Below are 17,666 nucleotides of genomic sequence, written 5' to 3'. Positions count from 1 at the left end.
TTTTATAAGGGGTTCTCATTAAAATAAAAATAGAAAGATGTGAATAATTTGGAACTCACTCCTCTAGGATTTAAAAAACCAGTTAGTTCAGATAGTGCAGATTTGAGAGTATTTGTTGGTGAGAATATGGATTTACTAGATATTTTAATATCAAAAAAAGAAAAAGAAATTCCTAAACAACCTACTCCTCCAACTTCACCTAAAACCTACGATTTGTGGATTGACACAGCATCTGAGCCATACTCATTTAAAATGTACAGTGGATCTTTATGGGTATTAGTAGGCGGTAGCGGTTCTAGTGGTGCGTCTGGCAAAAGTGCATATCAAGTCTGGCTAGATTTAGGAAATACAGGAACACCTCAACAATTTATTGATTCTTTAAAGGGAGCGCAAGGAATTCAGGGTGCTATAGGTTCACAAGGTATTCAGGGGCAAAAAGGCGACCAAGGTATCCAAGGACTTAAAGGAGATCAGGGGATTCAAGGGATTCAGGGTATTCAAGGATTAAAAGGTGAACAAGGTATCCAAGGATTACAGGGAGTTCAAGGCCTTTCTGGAAGTGGTGGTTCAGGTAGTTTAAACCTTAGTACGTTCATCGTCAGGGATACATGGACGGTTACGGGAACTAAAACCCTATCCCAAAAGGCAGATCAGTTATATGTGAATAATACAGGTACGTCAGATTTAACTATTTCGGTTAATGGAATAGTCATTCCCATTAAACCATTAGAAAAGTTTCTCGACCATTTTGATGAATTCACACAAGTTACTATAACAGCATCCAGTACATTTGAGGCAAGAGCGGGAGTTGGTACTGCTGCTGCTACTGCTGTCATCAAAGATTGCTTCATTGGATCAACTACTGTGACCAATAGAGCGATTCCATCCTCGTTTGGAGTTGTTGTATCCAATGATGGAACAAGCTCTTTAACTTATACTATTAATGGAAACACAATCGCTGTTTCATCTGGAGAAGTAGTAGAAAACAGATTCGACTCATTTACAGCAATCACCATTGCTACTACTGTGGCATTTAGATGTTATGTGAAAGGTGCTCCTGTAGCCGTTACCATTCCTTTGGTTCCAACTGGACTTACTGCCACGGCAGGGAATGGTCAGGTCACACTTAACTGGACAGCCGTCAGTGGTGCAACATCATATAATGTATACCGCGGTGGAACTAAGGTTTCCAACCCAGCTACAAACACTATTACAGATAATGGTCTCATAAATGGAACGGCTTATTCTTACACTGTTTCCGCTGTGAATAGTGCTGGAGAATCGGCTCAGTCTTCTGCTATTAACTCAACTCCTCTACTGGCAATTCCAGCAACTCCTACAGGTTTGACCGTTGTTTCTGGCGATGCTAAAAACGTGGTAACATGGAATGTTTCGTCAGGGGCAACCTCCTACAAACTGTATCGAGATGGTACATCAATTGGCGCACCATCAACAAATGGACTCACAGATACGGGGCTTACTAACGGGACTTCTTATGCTTATAAAGTGTCTGCAGTAAATGGAGCTGGAGAGTCTACTCAAAGTGCAGTTGTTAATGGTACCCCATCGGCGGCGCCAGCTGGTAAAATAAATGATGCTTCATTGATTCTGTATCAGGATAATCCAGTTACTAAGCAAACTATTCCAAGTCCTGACACCTATTTCCACAACGCTGATCAATGGACTGTATTTGCTACGATCAAACCTGTAGCAGGAGCAGCAACCCATCTATTTAGTAGGGTATCCCCCACAGCTGTAAGATTTGAATACACTTATGATAACCACTTTCAATGTACCTTAACTGGGAAAATAGGGCAAGGAGCTGGATCAGCTAATTATCCAGCAGCTGTAGATCCAACGGCTCAGACGGATTTCAATTCCTATCACCATGTGGTAGTAATGAGAGATGCAACCAAGATTTACATTTACGTTGATAATGTTTTGGCTCATTCAGTGTCCAACATTACATCAGATTTCTATGTAGACGGATCTACATCCCCTTTAATGTTCGGTCAAAACAGCTTAGGTACTCAACCTCTGTTTAAAAATATGGGATATTACAACAGAGTATTAACTACCGCAGAGTTAACTCAAAACTATAACGCCTTAAAGTAGGAGGTATGACAAATGACCATTGAAAAACCTAGCGGGTCAAGCTATGTTCCATTTAATAAGACCACTTTGGACAAGATTGGCGAGAGTGGAGGATCCATGACCTTCAACGGGTCAGCAATTGGTGGTGGAAGTAACAGTACACCCACAAAGCTGATCGTTGGTGGAAACGTAAAATTTGCAGTAGATTTCACAGCTAAGACCATATCATTCACAACCTATAACATGTGGACACCAACTGTTTCCTTAACGTTAAATGCTGGAACTAAGCCTTTTACTGCTGAGATGGGAATTACTACCTTCTATTATGTCTGTTACAATGCAAACACGATAGAGTTAGTAACATCGGCAAACATTGCAGCTTATGCAGGCTACGTGGCATTCGGAATCATGAACAACAACGTCTTTCCATTTTCCTACCCGCTTAACCAAATTGGGGTAAGAGGTGGAACTATATTTAACCGAACAGATCTGAGCATCGGGGAATGGACACTGATTGGAGACAGTTTAACTCAGGGTAACTCATGGTGGAATAACGTCAGAGAGCAATATTACATTCCAATCGTTACTAATCTGGCAGTGTCGGGAAAGAGAATGTCAGGTGCTTCAGGTATGTGGTTGGATAAAGATACTGTAACTACAACAACTGATCTCGTTACTATCATGGGTGGTACAAATGACGAATCTGCTACTCGTGGTACACTTCAACCAGTAGGATCAACATTTGATACCAACACCTATTTTGGTGCCTACCAAACGCTCATAGAAGGTTTGCTGACTAGAATCCCTAAGCTGAGAATCGTCTTAATGACTCCACCGAGAGCATGGACTGATACAACAGGCACAACCTTGAGAACAGCTCTCAGAGACATAGGTGATAACGTCAAGTCTATCGGTCAGGCATACAACCTGCCTGTGATCGACATGTATAATAATATGGGATACAACGAGAAAAACCAGCAAACTTACTTAACGGATGGATTACACTGGACATCCGAAGGAACAAAACGTGTTGGAACCTTAGTATGTGGAGCTTTAAGGCAGTATTACGGATTATAAAGGGGTGGGATGATGGACAGTGATTGTTAAGAAACCATCTGATATAGCAGGAGTTAATGGGAAGAGTGCTTATGAACTTTGGTTAGATGTGGGAAACAACGGAACGTTACAAGACTTTTTAAATTCCTTAACTGGGCGAAGCGCTATTTCTTATCTCGTAGAGCTTTCTCGATGGGGAATAACCCAAGGAATACCTGCTAAACCTTGGGTTAATGCTCATTACATTACAGCAGACAATAATATACAAGGTATTAATAATGCAATACAGTGGGCTTATAGTAATGGCTATAGGCATATCGTTATGCCCACTGGTTCGTACGCAATTTGCTATCCTAGAGAAATAGTTATCGATAAAGATTATATGACACTTGACTTAAATGGTTCAACTTTTCAGGTATTGTACTCTTCAGACTCTAAATCCCCATTTGATACTGTATCGGGATCATCAAACTTTTGGGCATGGCCTTCCCCTGCTCAAAGCTTTGTGTTTGTATCAGCTCATAATTCTCACATTATAAATGGAAAGATTTTTGGGGAAAGGTTGCACAGAAGTTTTACAAATCCTTCTGAAAGAGCAATTGAGTGGACAACAGGAGTTCAATTTACGATGGGATCGAGTCATTGTTCGGTTAATCATTGTGAGATTGCGCATTTTATGGGAGATTCCATTGGATTTAAGCCTACTGCTCCTGCTGAATATGCTGAATTTGGATTAATTTTGACAGTGAATGATCTTGATAAAAATACTGGTGCGGTAATGGCAGCAACGGGAAATACATTGGTCACTCAAATGATTTCCATTCCTACTGGAATTTTTAATGTATTTTCAATAACTGGTCAAGGATTCACACGACCGACAGGACTAATTACAAAAGATGTTGGGGTCTACTATTACAGAGCTGACAACACATTCATTACGTCTATTCAGAATCAAAAAATTTATACTCCAATGACTATTCCTTCGGGAGCAGCAAAGTATAGGTTTTTGTTCTATGAAGAAATTGATGCAACTCGCACAATATCATCTCAACTAGCCATACATCTGAAATTCGGATTAAATCCACATCATAACTTAGTTGAGTGGAATGAGATTTATGGTAATCATCGTGGAGGGATACAGCCCGGTGGTAGTGAAAATATCATACAATATAACACTATTCATGATATTGGCACACCACTTGCAAATGGTTTAGATATTTACGGTAAACCACTTTTCAATGATCCTACACGCTATGCTATTAATCAAGAAGATTTCTTCGGAGATGCAATTACAATTCGAAATAATCTGATATATGGTTGTTTCTGCGGAATTCTATGTGGTATCTACAATGCAACTATCGAAAACAATCGTATATATAACGCAGGAAATGTTGGGATTAATCTCTACACTATGCTAAGAGGTGTAGTTACAAACAACTTTATATGGAAATCTACTGCCGCTATTGGTCTAATGGGAGCTCATTTCTCAAATGCGCATGTCGAGATAAGTAGCAATACAATTGTAGGCGGTAATGCAGGTAATTGGGTTGGCGATGGTGGTTATCATGTAGTTGCTGAAAAGAATACTTTGATTGACGTTGGTAATTTCTTCATGTCGCTGAATGACAACGATATGCACGTTTTCAGAAATAATCATTTCAAATACAATAGTTATTATTCGGGTTTTCCAACCATATCTGTAAATCGAATGGAAGGTTGCACTTTAGATGTAAGGGGAACAAATCAAAAGATAGTTACAATTAATAGTTATACATTAATTAATTGCTCTTTTTCATTGGCAAATTTAAGGATTTATGGTCGCGACCCAAGCAAGAGAGAAAAGGTTACAATAAATGACTGCAAATTTTCGAATTGTATTCTGGAATCTAACGTTGCTACTAAAGCAGTTAAACTTCTTGTTAGTAAATGCAAACTCACAGACACTACATTACGGGTAGCAAATTTAAATACTTCCGAGAACCCCTCTATAAATGTAACAGATTCAGATATATTTATTAAAACCATTAATTTTCTTGGTGATCCTCAAATCAACACGTCTAATGGTTATGGTATTATTGAGCTTGAGAGATCCAATATCGAGATCTCTAACACTACTGGATTTCAATATCTGATTAAAAATAATTACACAGTTGTACCATCAACTCTCTCTTTTTCCATCAAAAGATCTAACTTGAGTTATACTGGATCACCTAATCTTGCTTTTGTATATTATAGTCATAAAGGCACAATGAAGGAATTTATATCAGCCAGCAATAAATTTCTTAATATGACATTACCTGCAGAAGATGCTGGATATTTTATTGGATATGATCCTCTTATTGAAAACAAAGCAGAACCTTCATCTGGCTATTTTCGAGTAGGACAGACGATTAATAACGTAGCTCCGACTTCTGGGGGATACGTGGGTTGGGTTTGTTTAACAACAGGAACAGCTAGTTCAACTGGTTGGATTGCAGCAACTGCTTATACGGTTGGGCAAATTGTCAAATCCAATGGAAAAGTATATTCTTGTACCGTAGCTGGCACAAGTGGCTCAACACCACCAAGTCACACATCTGGAATGTCTTCGGATGGTGGAGTTACATGGTTGTTTATTGATACACTTGCTGTATTTAAACAATACGGAGCGATATTGATATAATTTCATTAACTAACTCCTTTAAAAATAACCGCTCCTTATCTTATTATTTATATCTTTGTTCTTTATAAAGAATGTGATATTATGGATATGGAGGGATTAATAAGGAGGGAATTTCAATGAGTGCCGTAAGTGTTGTCGTTCCTATATATAATGCAGAAAAAAAACTCGATAAATGCATTAAATCTATTCTCAATCAAACATTTAAAGATTTTGAATTAATTTTAGTGAATGATGGATCTAATGATGACAGTTTAAAAATTTGTCAGCGGTATTGTGAGCAGGATAATCGAATAATTTTAATTAGCAAACAAAATGAGGGTAGTATTGCCACAAGAAACAAAGGAATCAAAATTTCTAAGTCTGAATATGTCATGTTTGTGGACGCAGATGATTGGATAGACAAAACAGCTATAGAAATACTGTACAACACAACTATTAAAAGTGATGTAGACATTACAGTGTGTAACACCTATAAGGTTCTAGGTAATAGTCAACTAATAAAACAAAAGAATACAAGTTGGTTTTTTAAATTAGACAAAGTTTATGATGGTGAAGAAATAAAAAATGAATTAGCAACTGCTTATTTACATGGGCATCCATTTCCTGCAAGCTTACACGGAAAATTGTATAGAAGAGAAATCTTAGAAAAAAGTGGCAAGTATTTAAATCGAATTCACTTTTTAGGAGATGACCTTTTCTATAACTTGGAAATGTTTTTAATTGCAAAAAAAGTAAAAGTTATTGATAAACCTCTTTACTACTATAGACAAGGTGGGTTCACAAGCAAGTATATGCCCTATTTATTTGATGACACTATTAGTGGATATCAGATCCAAAAGGAAGTAGTGGAAGAGCATTTTCACGACAGTCGAGAAAAGCAATCTTATGGAATTTGTATCATGTTACTAAACTCATTTAAAACTTGCTTGGTTAATTTATTTAATAGTCAATTAAGTGATGTAGAAATGAAAGCACAAATAGAAAAATATGTATCTGACAACAATCTAATTGAAAGCACATTTAACAACGGATCGATCAGTTTTTTTCCGAAAGTTTATTTACATGCCATTAGGAACAGAGATATAGAATTCCTTTATGATTTAGGATTGCGGCAATATAACAAGACTAAGCCACGTAGGTATTTATATAATATTTTATCTAGAATCTCATAATGAGGAAGTGGAAATAAATGGATATGTTTGATGTGTCAAATAAAGAAGTTGTTTACAATAATAGAACGTACATCATTATTGAAATTCTTTATTCTGGATACGCGATTGCAATAGAAAAAGATAGTGAGTTTCCTACTCAACCAGTGATAATTCCAAATGTATTAGCTGTGTAATAAAATTAACGATAAAACTACAATTTCATAGGAAAGTGTAAAGTTCGAGCATCCGACATTTCGGGTGCTTTTTAGTTTGCACTTTTGTGTAAACCATTTCGGTGGAATTGTCCTCATTTGAAAGGACATGTAAAGGTGGACTTGATACTCCCTAGAGAGTTCCGTCCACTGATCTTATTTCTAAATACGGGAGAAGGTGTAAAGAGTGGTAATACAAAAAAAAGAATCAAATGAGAAAATATATAAGCCATGCTCTAGTTGTGGAACACCTAAAACACTTGATCAATTTTATGTTTCAACTAACCCAATTGATTCGCATAAACGTGTCAGTATTTGCAAAAAATGTGTAAGCGATAATGTAGATGTTAGTAGAATCCAATCAGTAAAAGACATGCTCTTGCAACTTAACAAGCCATTTATTCAACATCAATGGGACTCCTCGGTTTCAGAGGGCGAAAACAGAAATAAAAATCCATGGGGCATGTACATCAAATCGATTTACTTAAATTATAGAGATTTAACTTGGAAAGATAGCGATGATGCTATTCATCTCAATAAAAACAATAAAGAACAAATAATTCCGAATTCGCACTTTTCATCTGATGATACACAAAGAAAACTCAATGTCAGTTATGATTTAAGTCAATTAAAGAGTAAATATGGATATGGTTATCCAGATGATGAATATTATCTATTCGAAGATAAGTATCAGCAATTAAAAACAAGCTTTCAACTCCTTACTACTATGCACGAGGAGTATTTTAGAGAGTTTTGTGTAAATAAAGTTAAAGAAACTTTAGCTAAAGCAAAAGGTAACTTCAAAGAAGCTAAAGAATGGGCTGCAATGGTTAAAGATGTAGCTGAAGCAGGAAAACTTAAACCGTCACAGATGAGTAAAGCGGATTTGTCGGGTGGATTAGATACATTTGGCCAACTTGCAAGAATGGTTGAAGAAAACCATGAAATCATGCCCCTTCTCCCCCACTTTACTGAGCAACCAAAAGATAAAGTTGATGTGACTTTGTGGTGTTTCATTAATTATGTTCGGGATTTGAAGGGGCTTCCTGAGTGTGAATATAAAGAAATATACGCGTTTTATGATAAGAAGAAACAAGATTATGAAAGTCAAATGAGTGATAGTTCCTTTGGCAATGAAGAAGATGATGTAAGTGGCTAGTCATAATAATTTTCAAAGCGATAATTTCAAACACAGTAGAAAAAGCTCCCGCGTGGGTGATAATCCTGATTTTAATTCAAATGTTAAATTGGATGAACTAAAAGGAAGTTCTTTTGACAGAAATTTAGACAAGTGGATTCAATTTATTCAATGGAGCAAATGGTTTCCAGATCTATTTTACGATCTCATCTCACCAGAAAAAGGTGGAATGAGGCTAGATTTAGACCAGAGAGTGTTCTTGCGCTCGATGAGTCGCTTTGTCAGCACATACGGAGTATTCCCCCGCGGCTTTGGGAAAACGATGATTGAGCTAATGAGCATATATCACACTGCGATTCATTTTCCTGATATAACGTTGGCCATGAGTGCTCAAACTCGTGAGAATGCTAGTTCCATTAGTGAAGAAAAGCACAATGAAATTATTAAATGGTTTCCGTTAATGAATAATGAAATTGTAAAATCAAGTTTTTCAAAAGATCAAGTCGAAGTCATTTTCACATCGGGGGCAATCTATACTGTTTTAGCGAATTCCCAGCATTCAAAGGGACAAAGAAGACGTAGGCTCAATGTTGAGGAATCTGCGTTATTAAACAATGCCCTTTTTAAAGATGCGCTCGAACCAGTAGTAAACGTTCCTAGAAGGACTATTGGTAAGCTATCCACTATCAACCCTTATGAGTTAAATGGCATGATCAATTACTTAACCACTAGCGGATATCGTGGGAGCGATGAGTTTATTCGTCTGATAAACATGATAGATGAGATGGCAGAACTAAAAGGGAAGATGGTTTTAGGCGCAAGTTGGGAACTGCCCTGTCATTACGGAAGAGGAGAAACTAGAAGCCAAATCCTAGCAAAAAAAGATGACCCAACAACGAGTTCAGTGTCATTTAGTCAAAACTATGAGTCGCGTTGGGTTGGAGCAACTGATGGTGCGCTAGTTAGTATTAATAAGTTATTAGAATTGAGAACAGTTCCTACTGCGAGCATTCAGCCCCGTAAAAATCGAGAGTATTTTATAGGTGCAGATATTGCACGTTCTCAATCAAACAATAATAATAAATCGGCATTTGTTGTCATTGAAGTTGAACGATCTTCAAACGGAAAAATCAAGACAGCGACAGTTTGCAATATTTTCGTTCCACCCAATGGAACAAATTTCAATGAACAGGCTATGTTTTTAAAGAGGCTAGATAAGCATTATGGTGGAAATGTAACCGTAGTTGATGCTAACGGTATTGGTCAAGGCGTTGTTGAAGAATTAATGAAAGAGACCATTGACCCATTGCAGAACGACCCTTATGAAAGTTGGGATACGCTTAATACTGACGAAATTGCTCAAAATAATTCTTCACCTAAGAAGATATTTAGTTTAAAGGCTCAGGGAATTCAGACTGATATTGTAACAAATTTTATTGATTTTGTTGAAAGTGGTCGATTGAGGCTATTGGTTCCAAGTAAATTAATTGAAACTAATGATAAAAATAGAGTCAGCAAAGATAATGCGCAAATTAAAGCTGCTCACTATCAAACAGATCAACTAATTGATCAAACAGCAAATCTCAAGCTTGTTCAAAAACAAGGTGGAAAATTAAGTGTAGAACAAGTAGCAAAAAAAACAGAGAAAGATATTTGGGCAGCACTTGCTTATATTTTGTATTATCTAAAACACTACGAAGATATCAAAAAAGATGATGAAGAAGTTGATATTTTAGACTATCTCTTCGTTTAGTAGTACTATGTCTCAAATGAAAGTAGGTGATTTTTTGGACAAAGATAAAAATGTAGAAATGAATAATGAACTTCCTGACTTGTTGAATTATGCTCTTGAATATGCGAAATCGATTAATAGTGCTGCAAGTAATTCTATTTTTTACAATCCCATTTGGCAGAACGAACTACTTAAGAATATCAACATGTCTCCTGCTAAATATGACCGCAAAACTGTAGAAGAATTAATTTCCAATCCAAAGTCAAACGAGAAAGCATTACGTGATTTAGCACAATACCTTGAAAACTACATAATGCAGTTCAATCGGCTTGTTCATCATTACGGTTCAATTCTCACTTTCGATTACTTTATTGAGCCTACAAATGCTGATGCTGAGGATATGAAATCAAAGGCATTTAAGAAGAGTTATCAAAAAGTTTGCGACTGGTTAGACTCTCTAAATCCTAAAATGGCCTTTCCTCAAATAACCAAAATGTGCATTTTAGAAGATGCTAAATTTTACTATGTTAGAGAAGTAAACGATAAAACAATGCTTCAAGAAATGCCTAGCGCCTATTGTAAGATAGTTAATAAAACAGAGTTGGGGTATCAATACGCTTTCAATATGTACTACTTTATGCAAATGGGTGTCAATATCGACGACTATGCACCTGAATTTGCTCAGTACTATTTAGATTTTATAGATGGCACTGATAAAAATAAAGGCTACATGTACTGGGTAACTCTTGATCCGTCGAAAGCGTTTGTATTTAAGTTTGATGAGAATAGAGCAGGTCAAACCCCACCACTGATGGGGTTATTTGTTGATAGCGTGGAAATAGCAGCCTACAAGAATCTTCTTAAAACGAAAACACAATTAGAAGTATGGAAAATTATCTTGAATAAAATCCCACTTCATAAAGACGAAAAGAACGGGAACAAGAAAGATAATTTTGCTATCGCCGCTGACACCGCGGGTAAATTCTCAAGCTTAATGCAGTCTACTATGCCAGAAGGCGTGAAAGTGGTTACTACGCCTCTAGATTCTGAAACTATTGATTTTTCTGACTCACAAGGTAAAAACGATATTGTTGGAATTGGTCAACAGCACTTTTATGAGTCGTCAGGTACGTCTCCTGTTTTATTTGGTGAGAAAAAATCAAATGGTGTGGGCATCAAAGCATCCATTCAGACGGATGAAAATTACGTCCTTCATATGTATCGTATTTTTGAGAGATTTGTTAATTTTAAACTTCGCGAAGTATCTGGACGATTTAGATTTAAAATCACATTTCCTGATATCACAAGATTTAATCAAAAGGATAAATTAGATGCTTATATACAGGCAGCACAGTATGGCTTCCCAAGACTTTTAGTTGCAGCTAGTCTTGGTTTAACTCCATCCCAACTAGTTAACTTAACCAATTTCGAAAATAGTCTAAACCTAGATTCGATTATGAAGCCCTTGCTTTCGGCGCACACTCAGTCAGGTAAAGATAAGAGTGGAGCACCTAAGAAGTCTGACATTACCGATGATGGTCAAAAAACAATTGATAATGGTTCAAACTTAGATGGAATGCGAACATAACAATACTCTTCGGGAAGGTGGTGAAATTAGTTGAAAGATGCTATAAAAAAGTCAATGCCAGTGTTATTTCAAAAGCTTAATCATTATGAATCATCTGAAGAAGACATTCGTTTCCTTAAAGTGAAAATATGGCTAATGCATACCTTAGAAAATCTCAATCATTCTTACTTCTCAAAGGAAGTTGTGGAAGCAGCAGTACCCACACTTGCAAACACGCCAATATTAGCTTACATCGAAGAGAACGCTGATGGCGATGAAGACTTTTCAGACCACCGTCAGGGGTTAGTTAAGAAAGATGGTAAATACAACGTTAAATATTTTGGCTCAGCAATCGGTGTAATCCCAAGTGAAAATAATGCTCAATTTGAAGACCGTCTATGTGACGATGGAGTTACTAGGTCATTTTTGACTGTAGAGGGTCTTATTTGGCGCAAATTTGATGATCCAGTCGATATTTTAACGAGAGACTTGATTAAGGCAGAATCGATGGAAATAGCAGATGACTATGAAGGCGAATTTAAAGAAGACGGATATTTCCATTTTAGTAAATTCAGTTTCTTTGGTGCATGTGGATTGGGATTAGGTGTTAAGCCTGCTATGCAAAACGCCACTATCGAAGTTCAATTCTCTGAACAGGACTTCGCTAAAGAAGTTAATGAAAAAATGGAATGCTTTAAAACAATATTTACTCAATCTCTGCAACAAATAGAAAGTGTTGTTGCGGAAGAATTACATGAAGGAGGTAAGAAATTGGATAAGGTTTTAGAGTTACTACAAAAATACAGCTTAACAATTGATGATTTGTCCTCTAAGAGTATTAATCATGAAGAACTATCTTTGGATGAGTTAGAAGCAAAAATCAAAGATACTTTTAGCGAGTCTAATCCAAAGAGTACATTTTCTTGGTCAAGTGAACAACTTGAAGATGAACTTCGTAGAATTGTTAGACAAAACAAAAAAACAGACTCGTGGGGTTATGAATACTGTGATGAGTATCTTGTAGATTATCTCACTGAAGAGAAAGTAGTCATCGTTTATAATTACGAAAAATCTACATATTTCGGTTACGAATTCTCAATTAATGGTGACTTTGTTTCCATTAATTATGAAACACAATCAAGATATAAAGACGAGTGGAAGAAAATGGAATTGGCTCAAGACACTTCAGAAGAAGTTTTAGAGTTTAATTTTGTTCCTGATGAAGTTATGGAATATAAATTAAAAGTTGCAACAAAAGAGGTTGAAAGTCAATTCGAACAAAAGCAACTCGACTTCCAAAAAGAGATTGATGAGAAAACTGATGCACTACTTGAATTAAATCAGAAGTATACTGCTTTAGAGGTAGAATTAACAAAACTTCAAGAATTTAAGTCTTCATATGAAAATAATGAAAAACAAGAAAAAATCAACGAAGCTTTCCAAAAGTTTTCTAATGTTCTTGATAAGGAAGAATTGGAATCCTTCAAAGAAAAAGCAGGTCATTGTGAAAATGCAGATGAATTTATTAAAGATTTGAAGTCTTTTGCTTGTGATAAACTTCTGGCTAAAACAAATGACAAAAAAAGCGGACATATGTTTGTAGGAATTCCTCGTGAACTAACCGAACAAAAAGAATCCGATGATGACAGTGTTTGGTCAAGGCTAAAAAATAAAAATAATAAATAATATAAAAAATAAGGAGATGTTTTATTAATGTCAGCTTACGTTACTTTAAACAAAATGGCAGGTAATCAATTGGATACTTGTGTAATTTCGGTACAAAACACAGTCGATATGGACAATGGTAGTCTGGTAGTTCTTGGAGGAGTTCTTGCAGGTAATCCAGATATTCGCGTTGTTGCAGCACCAGTAGATGTAACAAAAGATGAAGTTGTTCTTGTTCAATCGCCTGAAATTATTGAGGTTAACGGATTACGTGTACCATTGACAGATGTTACACTGTTTACTAATGCTAAAAACCGTCCTGCTCGTGCTTACCGCCTTAAAGTTGGAGATACATTTACAATTACTGACGATGGAATCGCTGGCACAACAGTGCTAAATAAATATGTTGTTCCCGTTAACGCTTCTATGAAACCTGCTGTAGCCGCCGACTTGACTGGGCTAACTCGTATTGCATTTCAAGTTATTCAAAAACTTACTGTTTCAGTTGGTTCTGCTCGTGTTGCCGCTACACAACTTGAAGTTGTAAAACAAGCCTAATAAAAAATAAAAATAACAAGGAGATGTAAATTTAATTATGTTACACAAACATTTTTCTCAACGCTTCACTAATTTCTCAAAAGATCAAAAAGATATCGTTCAAGCAGGTGTAGAATTATTTTATCACTGGAAGTATGAAAATGCTAAACCAGCAGAAAGAAATAAAGTCGCTAAGTACAAAATGTACTCTGAAAAAGAAGGTACAACATATCAAGAGAAACAAAAACTATTCTCCGAAGCGCTTGTTAAACAAGCTATTGCTTCTGCGTATCTTCCAGAAGGTTTGGAATTCAGCAAGTCCGTTATGATGGGTCATCCGAATGTTAAATTTACAATGTTTGCTATCATCTCTGAAATTCTTGATGTTGTTATTCCTGATACAGTCCTTGACAACTTCTATCAATTCGCAGACGTAAAATCTTCTGGTTGGGGAGACAATTTTGTATGGAGCGTTCCAAACAATGACCTTTTTGTAGTTTCTAAGCTTGCTGATGGCATCCGTAAGGGCAATCGTCAACGTTTGGTTGGTACAGATGTTATTCTTACTCCAGTAATGCGAGAAGTAACTATCGCGGAAGATCTTTACCGTGTAATTGCAGGTAAAGTAAACTGGGGCGATTGGGTTAATCGCGTTGCTCAAGCAATCGAAACTCAAATTACTATTGATATCTACAATTCCATTTTCAATTCTTACTCTGCACTCGGTACTGCTTACAAAGCAAATGGTGCATTTGCTCAAACGACTTTCAATAATCTAGTTCAACTAGTAGAAGCAGCTAATCATGGTGCAAATGCTGTTGCATTTGGTACAAAAGTGGCTCTTTCAAAAGTGGTTCCAGATAGCCAATATCTAACTTTCGGCTTAGGTCAAGAGTATAATGGCGCTGGTTATTTGGGTAACTTCCAAGGTACTGGTTTGTTTAAATTTGATCAACGCGTAACTCCAAATACAGACACTCTTGCCATCTCTGACCAATATCTATTGATTATCGCTACCATGGTAGACAAACTCGTTAAAATCGCGTTTGAGGGCGAGACAATGATTAGTCAAACTGATTCCAAAGATAGCTCTGACAACAGCATTGACTACACAGTTAAGAAGAAATGGGATACAAAAATTATTACTTCTGCAAAATACGCAATGTATCAATTGGCTTAAATTATTCAAGAGAAGGCAAGGAAACTTGTCTTCTCTATTCTATTAAAGGGAGATAATTATATATGGCACCTATTAAAAAACCAGAAACAGTATCCGCACCAACTGAAACTACGGTTGTGACTAAATCTCAAGTCGAGATTGAAAATGAATTTCTGAAAACACAATTAGAAGAAATGAAAAAAATGATTGAGAGTCTTAAAGTAGCAACTACTACATCAGAGACAGTTAATAGTCAAAATGGCAGCTTGTTTATTGATGAGTCTCAAATTGCCATTCCTTCAAATAAACTCATCCCTGTCATGAGTATGGTATCTGGTAGCCTCAATCTTGACGCTAACGGAAAGAGAATTTTATTCAGAGATTTTGGTACAACACAACAAATTTCATTTGAGGACTTGCGCGCTGTCTACAATACTCATCCAGTGATCATTGAAGATGGTTGGCTGCTTATTCAAAATATTGATGTTGTCAAAGCGCTTTATCTCGAAAATAAATACGAGAATTTTGTAAGCAAAAAGTTCATTGAAGACATTATAACTCTACCTGCTGATGAAATCATTAAGACACTTTCTAATCTTACTCAATCACTACGAACAACCGCTATAGACATTATCATTAAGGGAATTTCAGAAAGAAACAATAAATTTTCTGATTTAAATAAAATCCAAGTAATTAGTGACTACATTGGTCAAGACATCAATGAATTAGCAAAAAATCGCTAATAAGAAGAAAGGTATGAGTGGTGAGAAATGACTCCGTACCAAAATATCTACCAACGCTTTGCAATTAAAGTAGAAGATTACACTTTGGACGCTCTTTTTCAAACCTCAATACCTAACTACGAAGCATATCTACTCGGTTGGTTAAAAAGTGCAATTCCAAAGTTTACAAAATGCGTTCAAAATCTAACTGATAGAGATGATTCAGTTCAAGTTTTCAATCAAACTTTATCCGAAAAAGAAGAGGAAATTTTAGCATTCTTAATGCAAATAGAATGGTCAGAAAAAGAAGTAAAAAATGTTAACGAAATGAGACTTGCATTGAATAGTTCAGATTTTAAACGTTATGCTGAATCAAATAACTTAAAAGTTAAAATTGATTTGCAGAATCAATTAATTGAACGTGCTGATGCAATGATAGTTGAGTATACATATGAAAACTTTGACTTCTCTAAGATATGAGGTGTCATAAATGACTTTTTATACTGCCTACAATGCCAAATTAAGTGTGACTGATGCCAATCCAAGAACATACAACATCAACAATACAAAAAGAGTAATCACGAACTCTTTTAAAGATTCTCCTTCTTACTACCAAGTTCGAGTCAACACTTCATCATCACCTTACACAACATCTAACCTTGACTCATGGATAGTCGATGACAGTAAAACTAAGGAACTAAAACAGATTCAACTCATTCCAGATCAACTTCTGCACTTTGGTGATGTATTTACATGGCAAGGTGAAAAGTGGTTAACCACTTCTGTTGACGATATGGGGGGAATCTATTACCGCGGAGCCATCCAAAAATGTGTGTCTAGTTTGAAATGGCTAGATTCTCTGGGGGCAGTTAAAGAAGCTTACTTTGTTCAGGCTACAGAAAATCTTCGAAGTCTTGGCTTGGTAGACGATAAAATGATGGTTTTATCGAATGAGCGAAGAAGTATTATCACACAAAAAAATGTGGATACACTTAAGATCCGCAAGAAACAAAGGTTCATTTTCGATGAAGATAGATGTTGGCAGGTTACAGGTATAAATTCTTTAAACACTAATTTAATTACACTTGAACTTGAAGAAACACTATTAAGCTCTGACAAAGATAATGTTCAGTTGAGAATAGCAGATTATTACATTCATGATTACTCAATTCACATCTCCAATGGTGATTCAGTTAATTTAAGGACAAATGACACTTTGCAGATTGAAATAGAAGTAAAGGATCAAGGATCAATTACATCCCTCCCTCTCTCCTTCACATCTTCTGACAGTTCAGTTTTATCAGTCACAGAAACAGGGCTTATTACAGCTCTTTCAAATGGTACTGCCAACGTGCGGGTTTCATTAACAAATAATCCAGACATCTTTGATGACATACAAGTATTAATAAGTGATGTAGTTCAATCTGGATGGACTTTAGATATAAGTGGTAGCGATTTCTGCAAGATTACTCAAGCTCAGAAATTCCGTGGGGAAGTCAAAAATAATGGTGTGACTGATACTTCTAAATTAATCAGGTGGACATTATATGATGATTCAGGAACACAGCCAACAACATTAGGTGTGATAATTAGTCAATCCGGTCATGATGTTTCAATACTAGCAAATAAGAAGTATACAGGATATGTAAAAATCAAAGGCGTCTGTTATGAAAGTACTAACTTTACAGTTGAAGATTTAGCTACTTTTACAATTGAAGAACTTTCAAAACTTAACGTAAACCAATTAACGGATGTTGGATTCACTGCTGATGATGTAGCTAATTATTCTGTTGAAGAGCTTTCTGTGCGCACTGTTGATGAGCTATTCTCTTTAGGTTTAACAATAGAACAGATTTCATCATTCACAGTTGGAGATTTAGCCTCGTATACTGTCGGTGAATTGGCAAATGAAAAAGTCCTTGTTTCTGCTATGAAACGAATTCAAATTAAGAGTTTGATATAAAGGGAGGT

The 17,666-nt window shown here is 36.1% G+C and carries 14 protein-coding genes; all 14 read left to right on the top strand.

Going from position 1 to position 17,666, the window contains the following annotated elements:
* Nucleotides 1-48: 48 nt before the first annotated feature.
* The 14 genes from BC351_RS00385 to BC351_RS00325 all read left to right on the top strand — a co-directional run bounded on the left by BC351_RS00385 (nucleotide 49) and on the right by BC351_RS00325 (nucleotide 17,658).
* The gene (locus BC351_RS00385; protein WP_079408727.1) at nucleotides 49-2,115 is read left to right on the top strand and encodes a fibronectin type III domain-containing protein; all 2,067 of its coding nucleotides are present in this window, start codon (nucleotides 49-51) and stop codon (nucleotides 2,113-2,115) included.
* A gap of 12 nt (nucleotides 2,116-2,127) precedes the next feature.
* On the top strand, nucleotides 2,128-3,171 hold the full coding sequence (locus tag BC351_RS00380) for an SGNH/GDSL hydrolase family protein (RefSeq protein ID WP_079408726.1): 1,044 nt from the start codon (nucleotides 2,128-2,130) through the stop codon (nucleotides 3,169-3,171).
* 19 nt (nucleotides 3,172-3,190) lie between these two features.
* Entirely contained in the window at nucleotides 3,191-5,812 is a 2,622-nt protein-coding gene (locus BC351_RS00375; protein ID WP_079408725.1) for a carbohydrate-binding protein, read from the top strand.
* Nucleotides 5,813-5,928: 116 nt separating this feature from the next.
* Nucleotides 5,929-6,984 (top strand): glycosyltransferase family 2 protein, encoded by a 1,056-nt coding sequence (locus BC351_RS00370; RefSeq protein ID WP_079408724.1) that lies wholly within the window; start codon nucleotides 5,929-5,931, stop codon nucleotides 6,982-6,984.
* A gap of 17 nt (nucleotides 6,985-7,001) precedes the next feature.
* Entirely contained in the window at nucleotides 7,002-7,157 is a 156-nt protein-coding gene (locus tag BC351_RS41970; RefSeq protein ID WP_158081937.1) for a hypothetical protein, read from the top strand.
* A gap of 205 nt (nucleotides 7,158-7,362) precedes the next feature.
* Nucleotides 7,363-8,334: a hypothetical protein gene (locus BC351_RS00365; RefSeq protein ID WP_079408723.1), complete on the top strand. Its 972-nt coding sequence runs from the start codon at nucleotides 7,363-7,365 to the stop codon at nucleotides 8,332-8,334.
* Entirely contained in the window at nucleotides 8,327-10,066 is a 1,740-nt protein-coding gene (locus BC351_RS42860; RefSeq protein WP_208629532.1) for a hypothetical protein, read from the top strand. The genes BC351_RS00365 and BC351_RS42860 overlap by 8 nt, the downstream gene beginning before the upstream one ends.
* 34 nt (nucleotides 10,067-10,100) lie before the next feature.
* Nucleotides 10,101-11,633, top strand: coding sequence for a hypothetical protein (locus BC351_RS00355; protein ID WP_144028209.1), 1,533 nt, complete (start codon nucleotides 10,101-10,103; stop codon nucleotides 11,631-11,633).
* Nucleotides 11,634-11,663: 30 nt separating this feature from the next.
* The gene (locus tag BC351_RS42855; RefSeq protein WP_208629529.1) at nucleotides 11,664-13,298 is read left to right on the top strand and encodes a V-type ATP synthase subunit I domain-containing protein; all 1,635 of its coding nucleotides are present in this window, start codon (nucleotides 11,664-11,666) and stop codon (nucleotides 13,296-13,298) included.
* 27 nt (nucleotides 13,299-13,325) lie between these two features.
* On the top strand, nucleotides 13,326-13,835 hold the full coding sequence (locus BC351_RS00345) for a hypothetical protein (RefSeq protein WP_079408721.1): 510 nt from the start codon (nucleotides 13,326-13,328) through the stop codon (nucleotides 13,833-13,835).
* Nucleotides 13,836-13,872: 37 nt separating this feature from the next.
* The gene (locus tag BC351_RS00340; RefSeq protein WP_079408720.1) at nucleotides 13,873-14,994 is read left to right on the top strand and encodes a hypothetical protein; all 1,122 of its coding nucleotides are present in this window, start codon (nucleotides 13,873-13,875) and stop codon (nucleotides 14,992-14,994) included.
* A gap of 62 nt (nucleotides 14,995-15,056) precedes the next feature.
* Nucleotides 15,057-15,716 (top strand): hypothetical protein, encoded by a 660-nt coding sequence (locus BC351_RS00335; protein ID WP_079408719.1) that lies wholly within the window; start codon nucleotides 15,057-15,059, stop codon nucleotides 15,714-15,716.
* Nucleotides 15,717-15,743: 27 nt separating this feature from the next.
* Nucleotides 15,744-16,175, top strand: coding sequence for a hypothetical protein (locus BC351_RS00330; protein WP_079408718.1), 432 nt, complete (start codon nucleotides 15,744-15,746; stop codon nucleotides 16,173-16,175).
* A gap of 10 nt (nucleotides 16,176-16,185) precedes the next feature.
* The gene (locus tag BC351_RS00325) at nucleotides 16,186-17,658 is read left to right on the top strand and encodes an Ig-like domain-containing protein (protein ID WP_079408717.1); all 1,473 of its coding nucleotides are present in this window, start codon (nucleotides 16,186-16,188) and stop codon (nucleotides 17,656-17,658) included.
* Nucleotides 17,659-17,666 lie beyond the last annotated feature (8 nt).

Origin of the sequence: Paenibacillus ferrarius, from assembly GCF_002027705.1 — a bacterium.
In the GTDB taxonomy this organism is placed as follows: domain Bacteria; phylum Bacillota; class Bacilli; order Paenibacillales; family NBRC-103111; genus Paenibacillus_E; species Paenibacillus_E ferrarius.
This window is presented reverse-complemented; position numbering and strand designations above follow the sequence as displayed.

What these genes read in the sequence shown, in the direction of transcription:
- BC351_RS00380 (WP_079408726.1), top strand. Translation starts at nt 2,128, where the DNA reads ATGACCATTGAAAAACCTAGCGGGTCAAGCTATGTTCCATTTAATAAG.
- BC351_RS00370 (WP_079408724.1), top strand. Translation starts at nt 5,929, where the DNA reads ATGAGTGCCGTAAGTGTTGTCGTTCCTATATATAATGCAGAAAAAAAA.
- BC351_RS41970 (WP_158081937.1), top strand. Translation starts at nt 7,002, where the DNA reads ATGGATATGTTTGATGTGTCAAATAAAGAAGTTGTTTACAATAATAGA.
- BC351_RS00345 (WP_079408721.1), top strand. Translation starts at nt 13,326, where the DNA reads ATGTCAGCTTACGTTACTTTAAACAAAATGGCAGGTAATCAATTGGAT.
- BC351_RS00340 (WP_079408720.1), top strand. Translation starts at nt 13,873, where the DNA reads ATGTTACACAAACATTTTTCTCAACGCTTCACTAATTTCTCAAAAGAT.
- BC351_RS00335 (WP_079408719.1), top strand. Translation starts at nt 15,057, where the DNA reads ATGGCACCTATTAAAAAACCAGAAACAGTATCCGCACCAACTGAAACT.
- BC351_RS00330 (WP_079408718.1), top strand. Translation starts at nt 15,744, where the DNA reads ATGACTCCGTACCAAAATATCTACCAACGCTTTGCAATTAAAGTAGAA.
- BC351_RS00325 (WP_079408717.1), top strand. Translation starts at nt 16,186, where the DNA reads ATGACTTTTTATACTGCCTACAATGCCAAATTAAGTGTGACTGATGCC.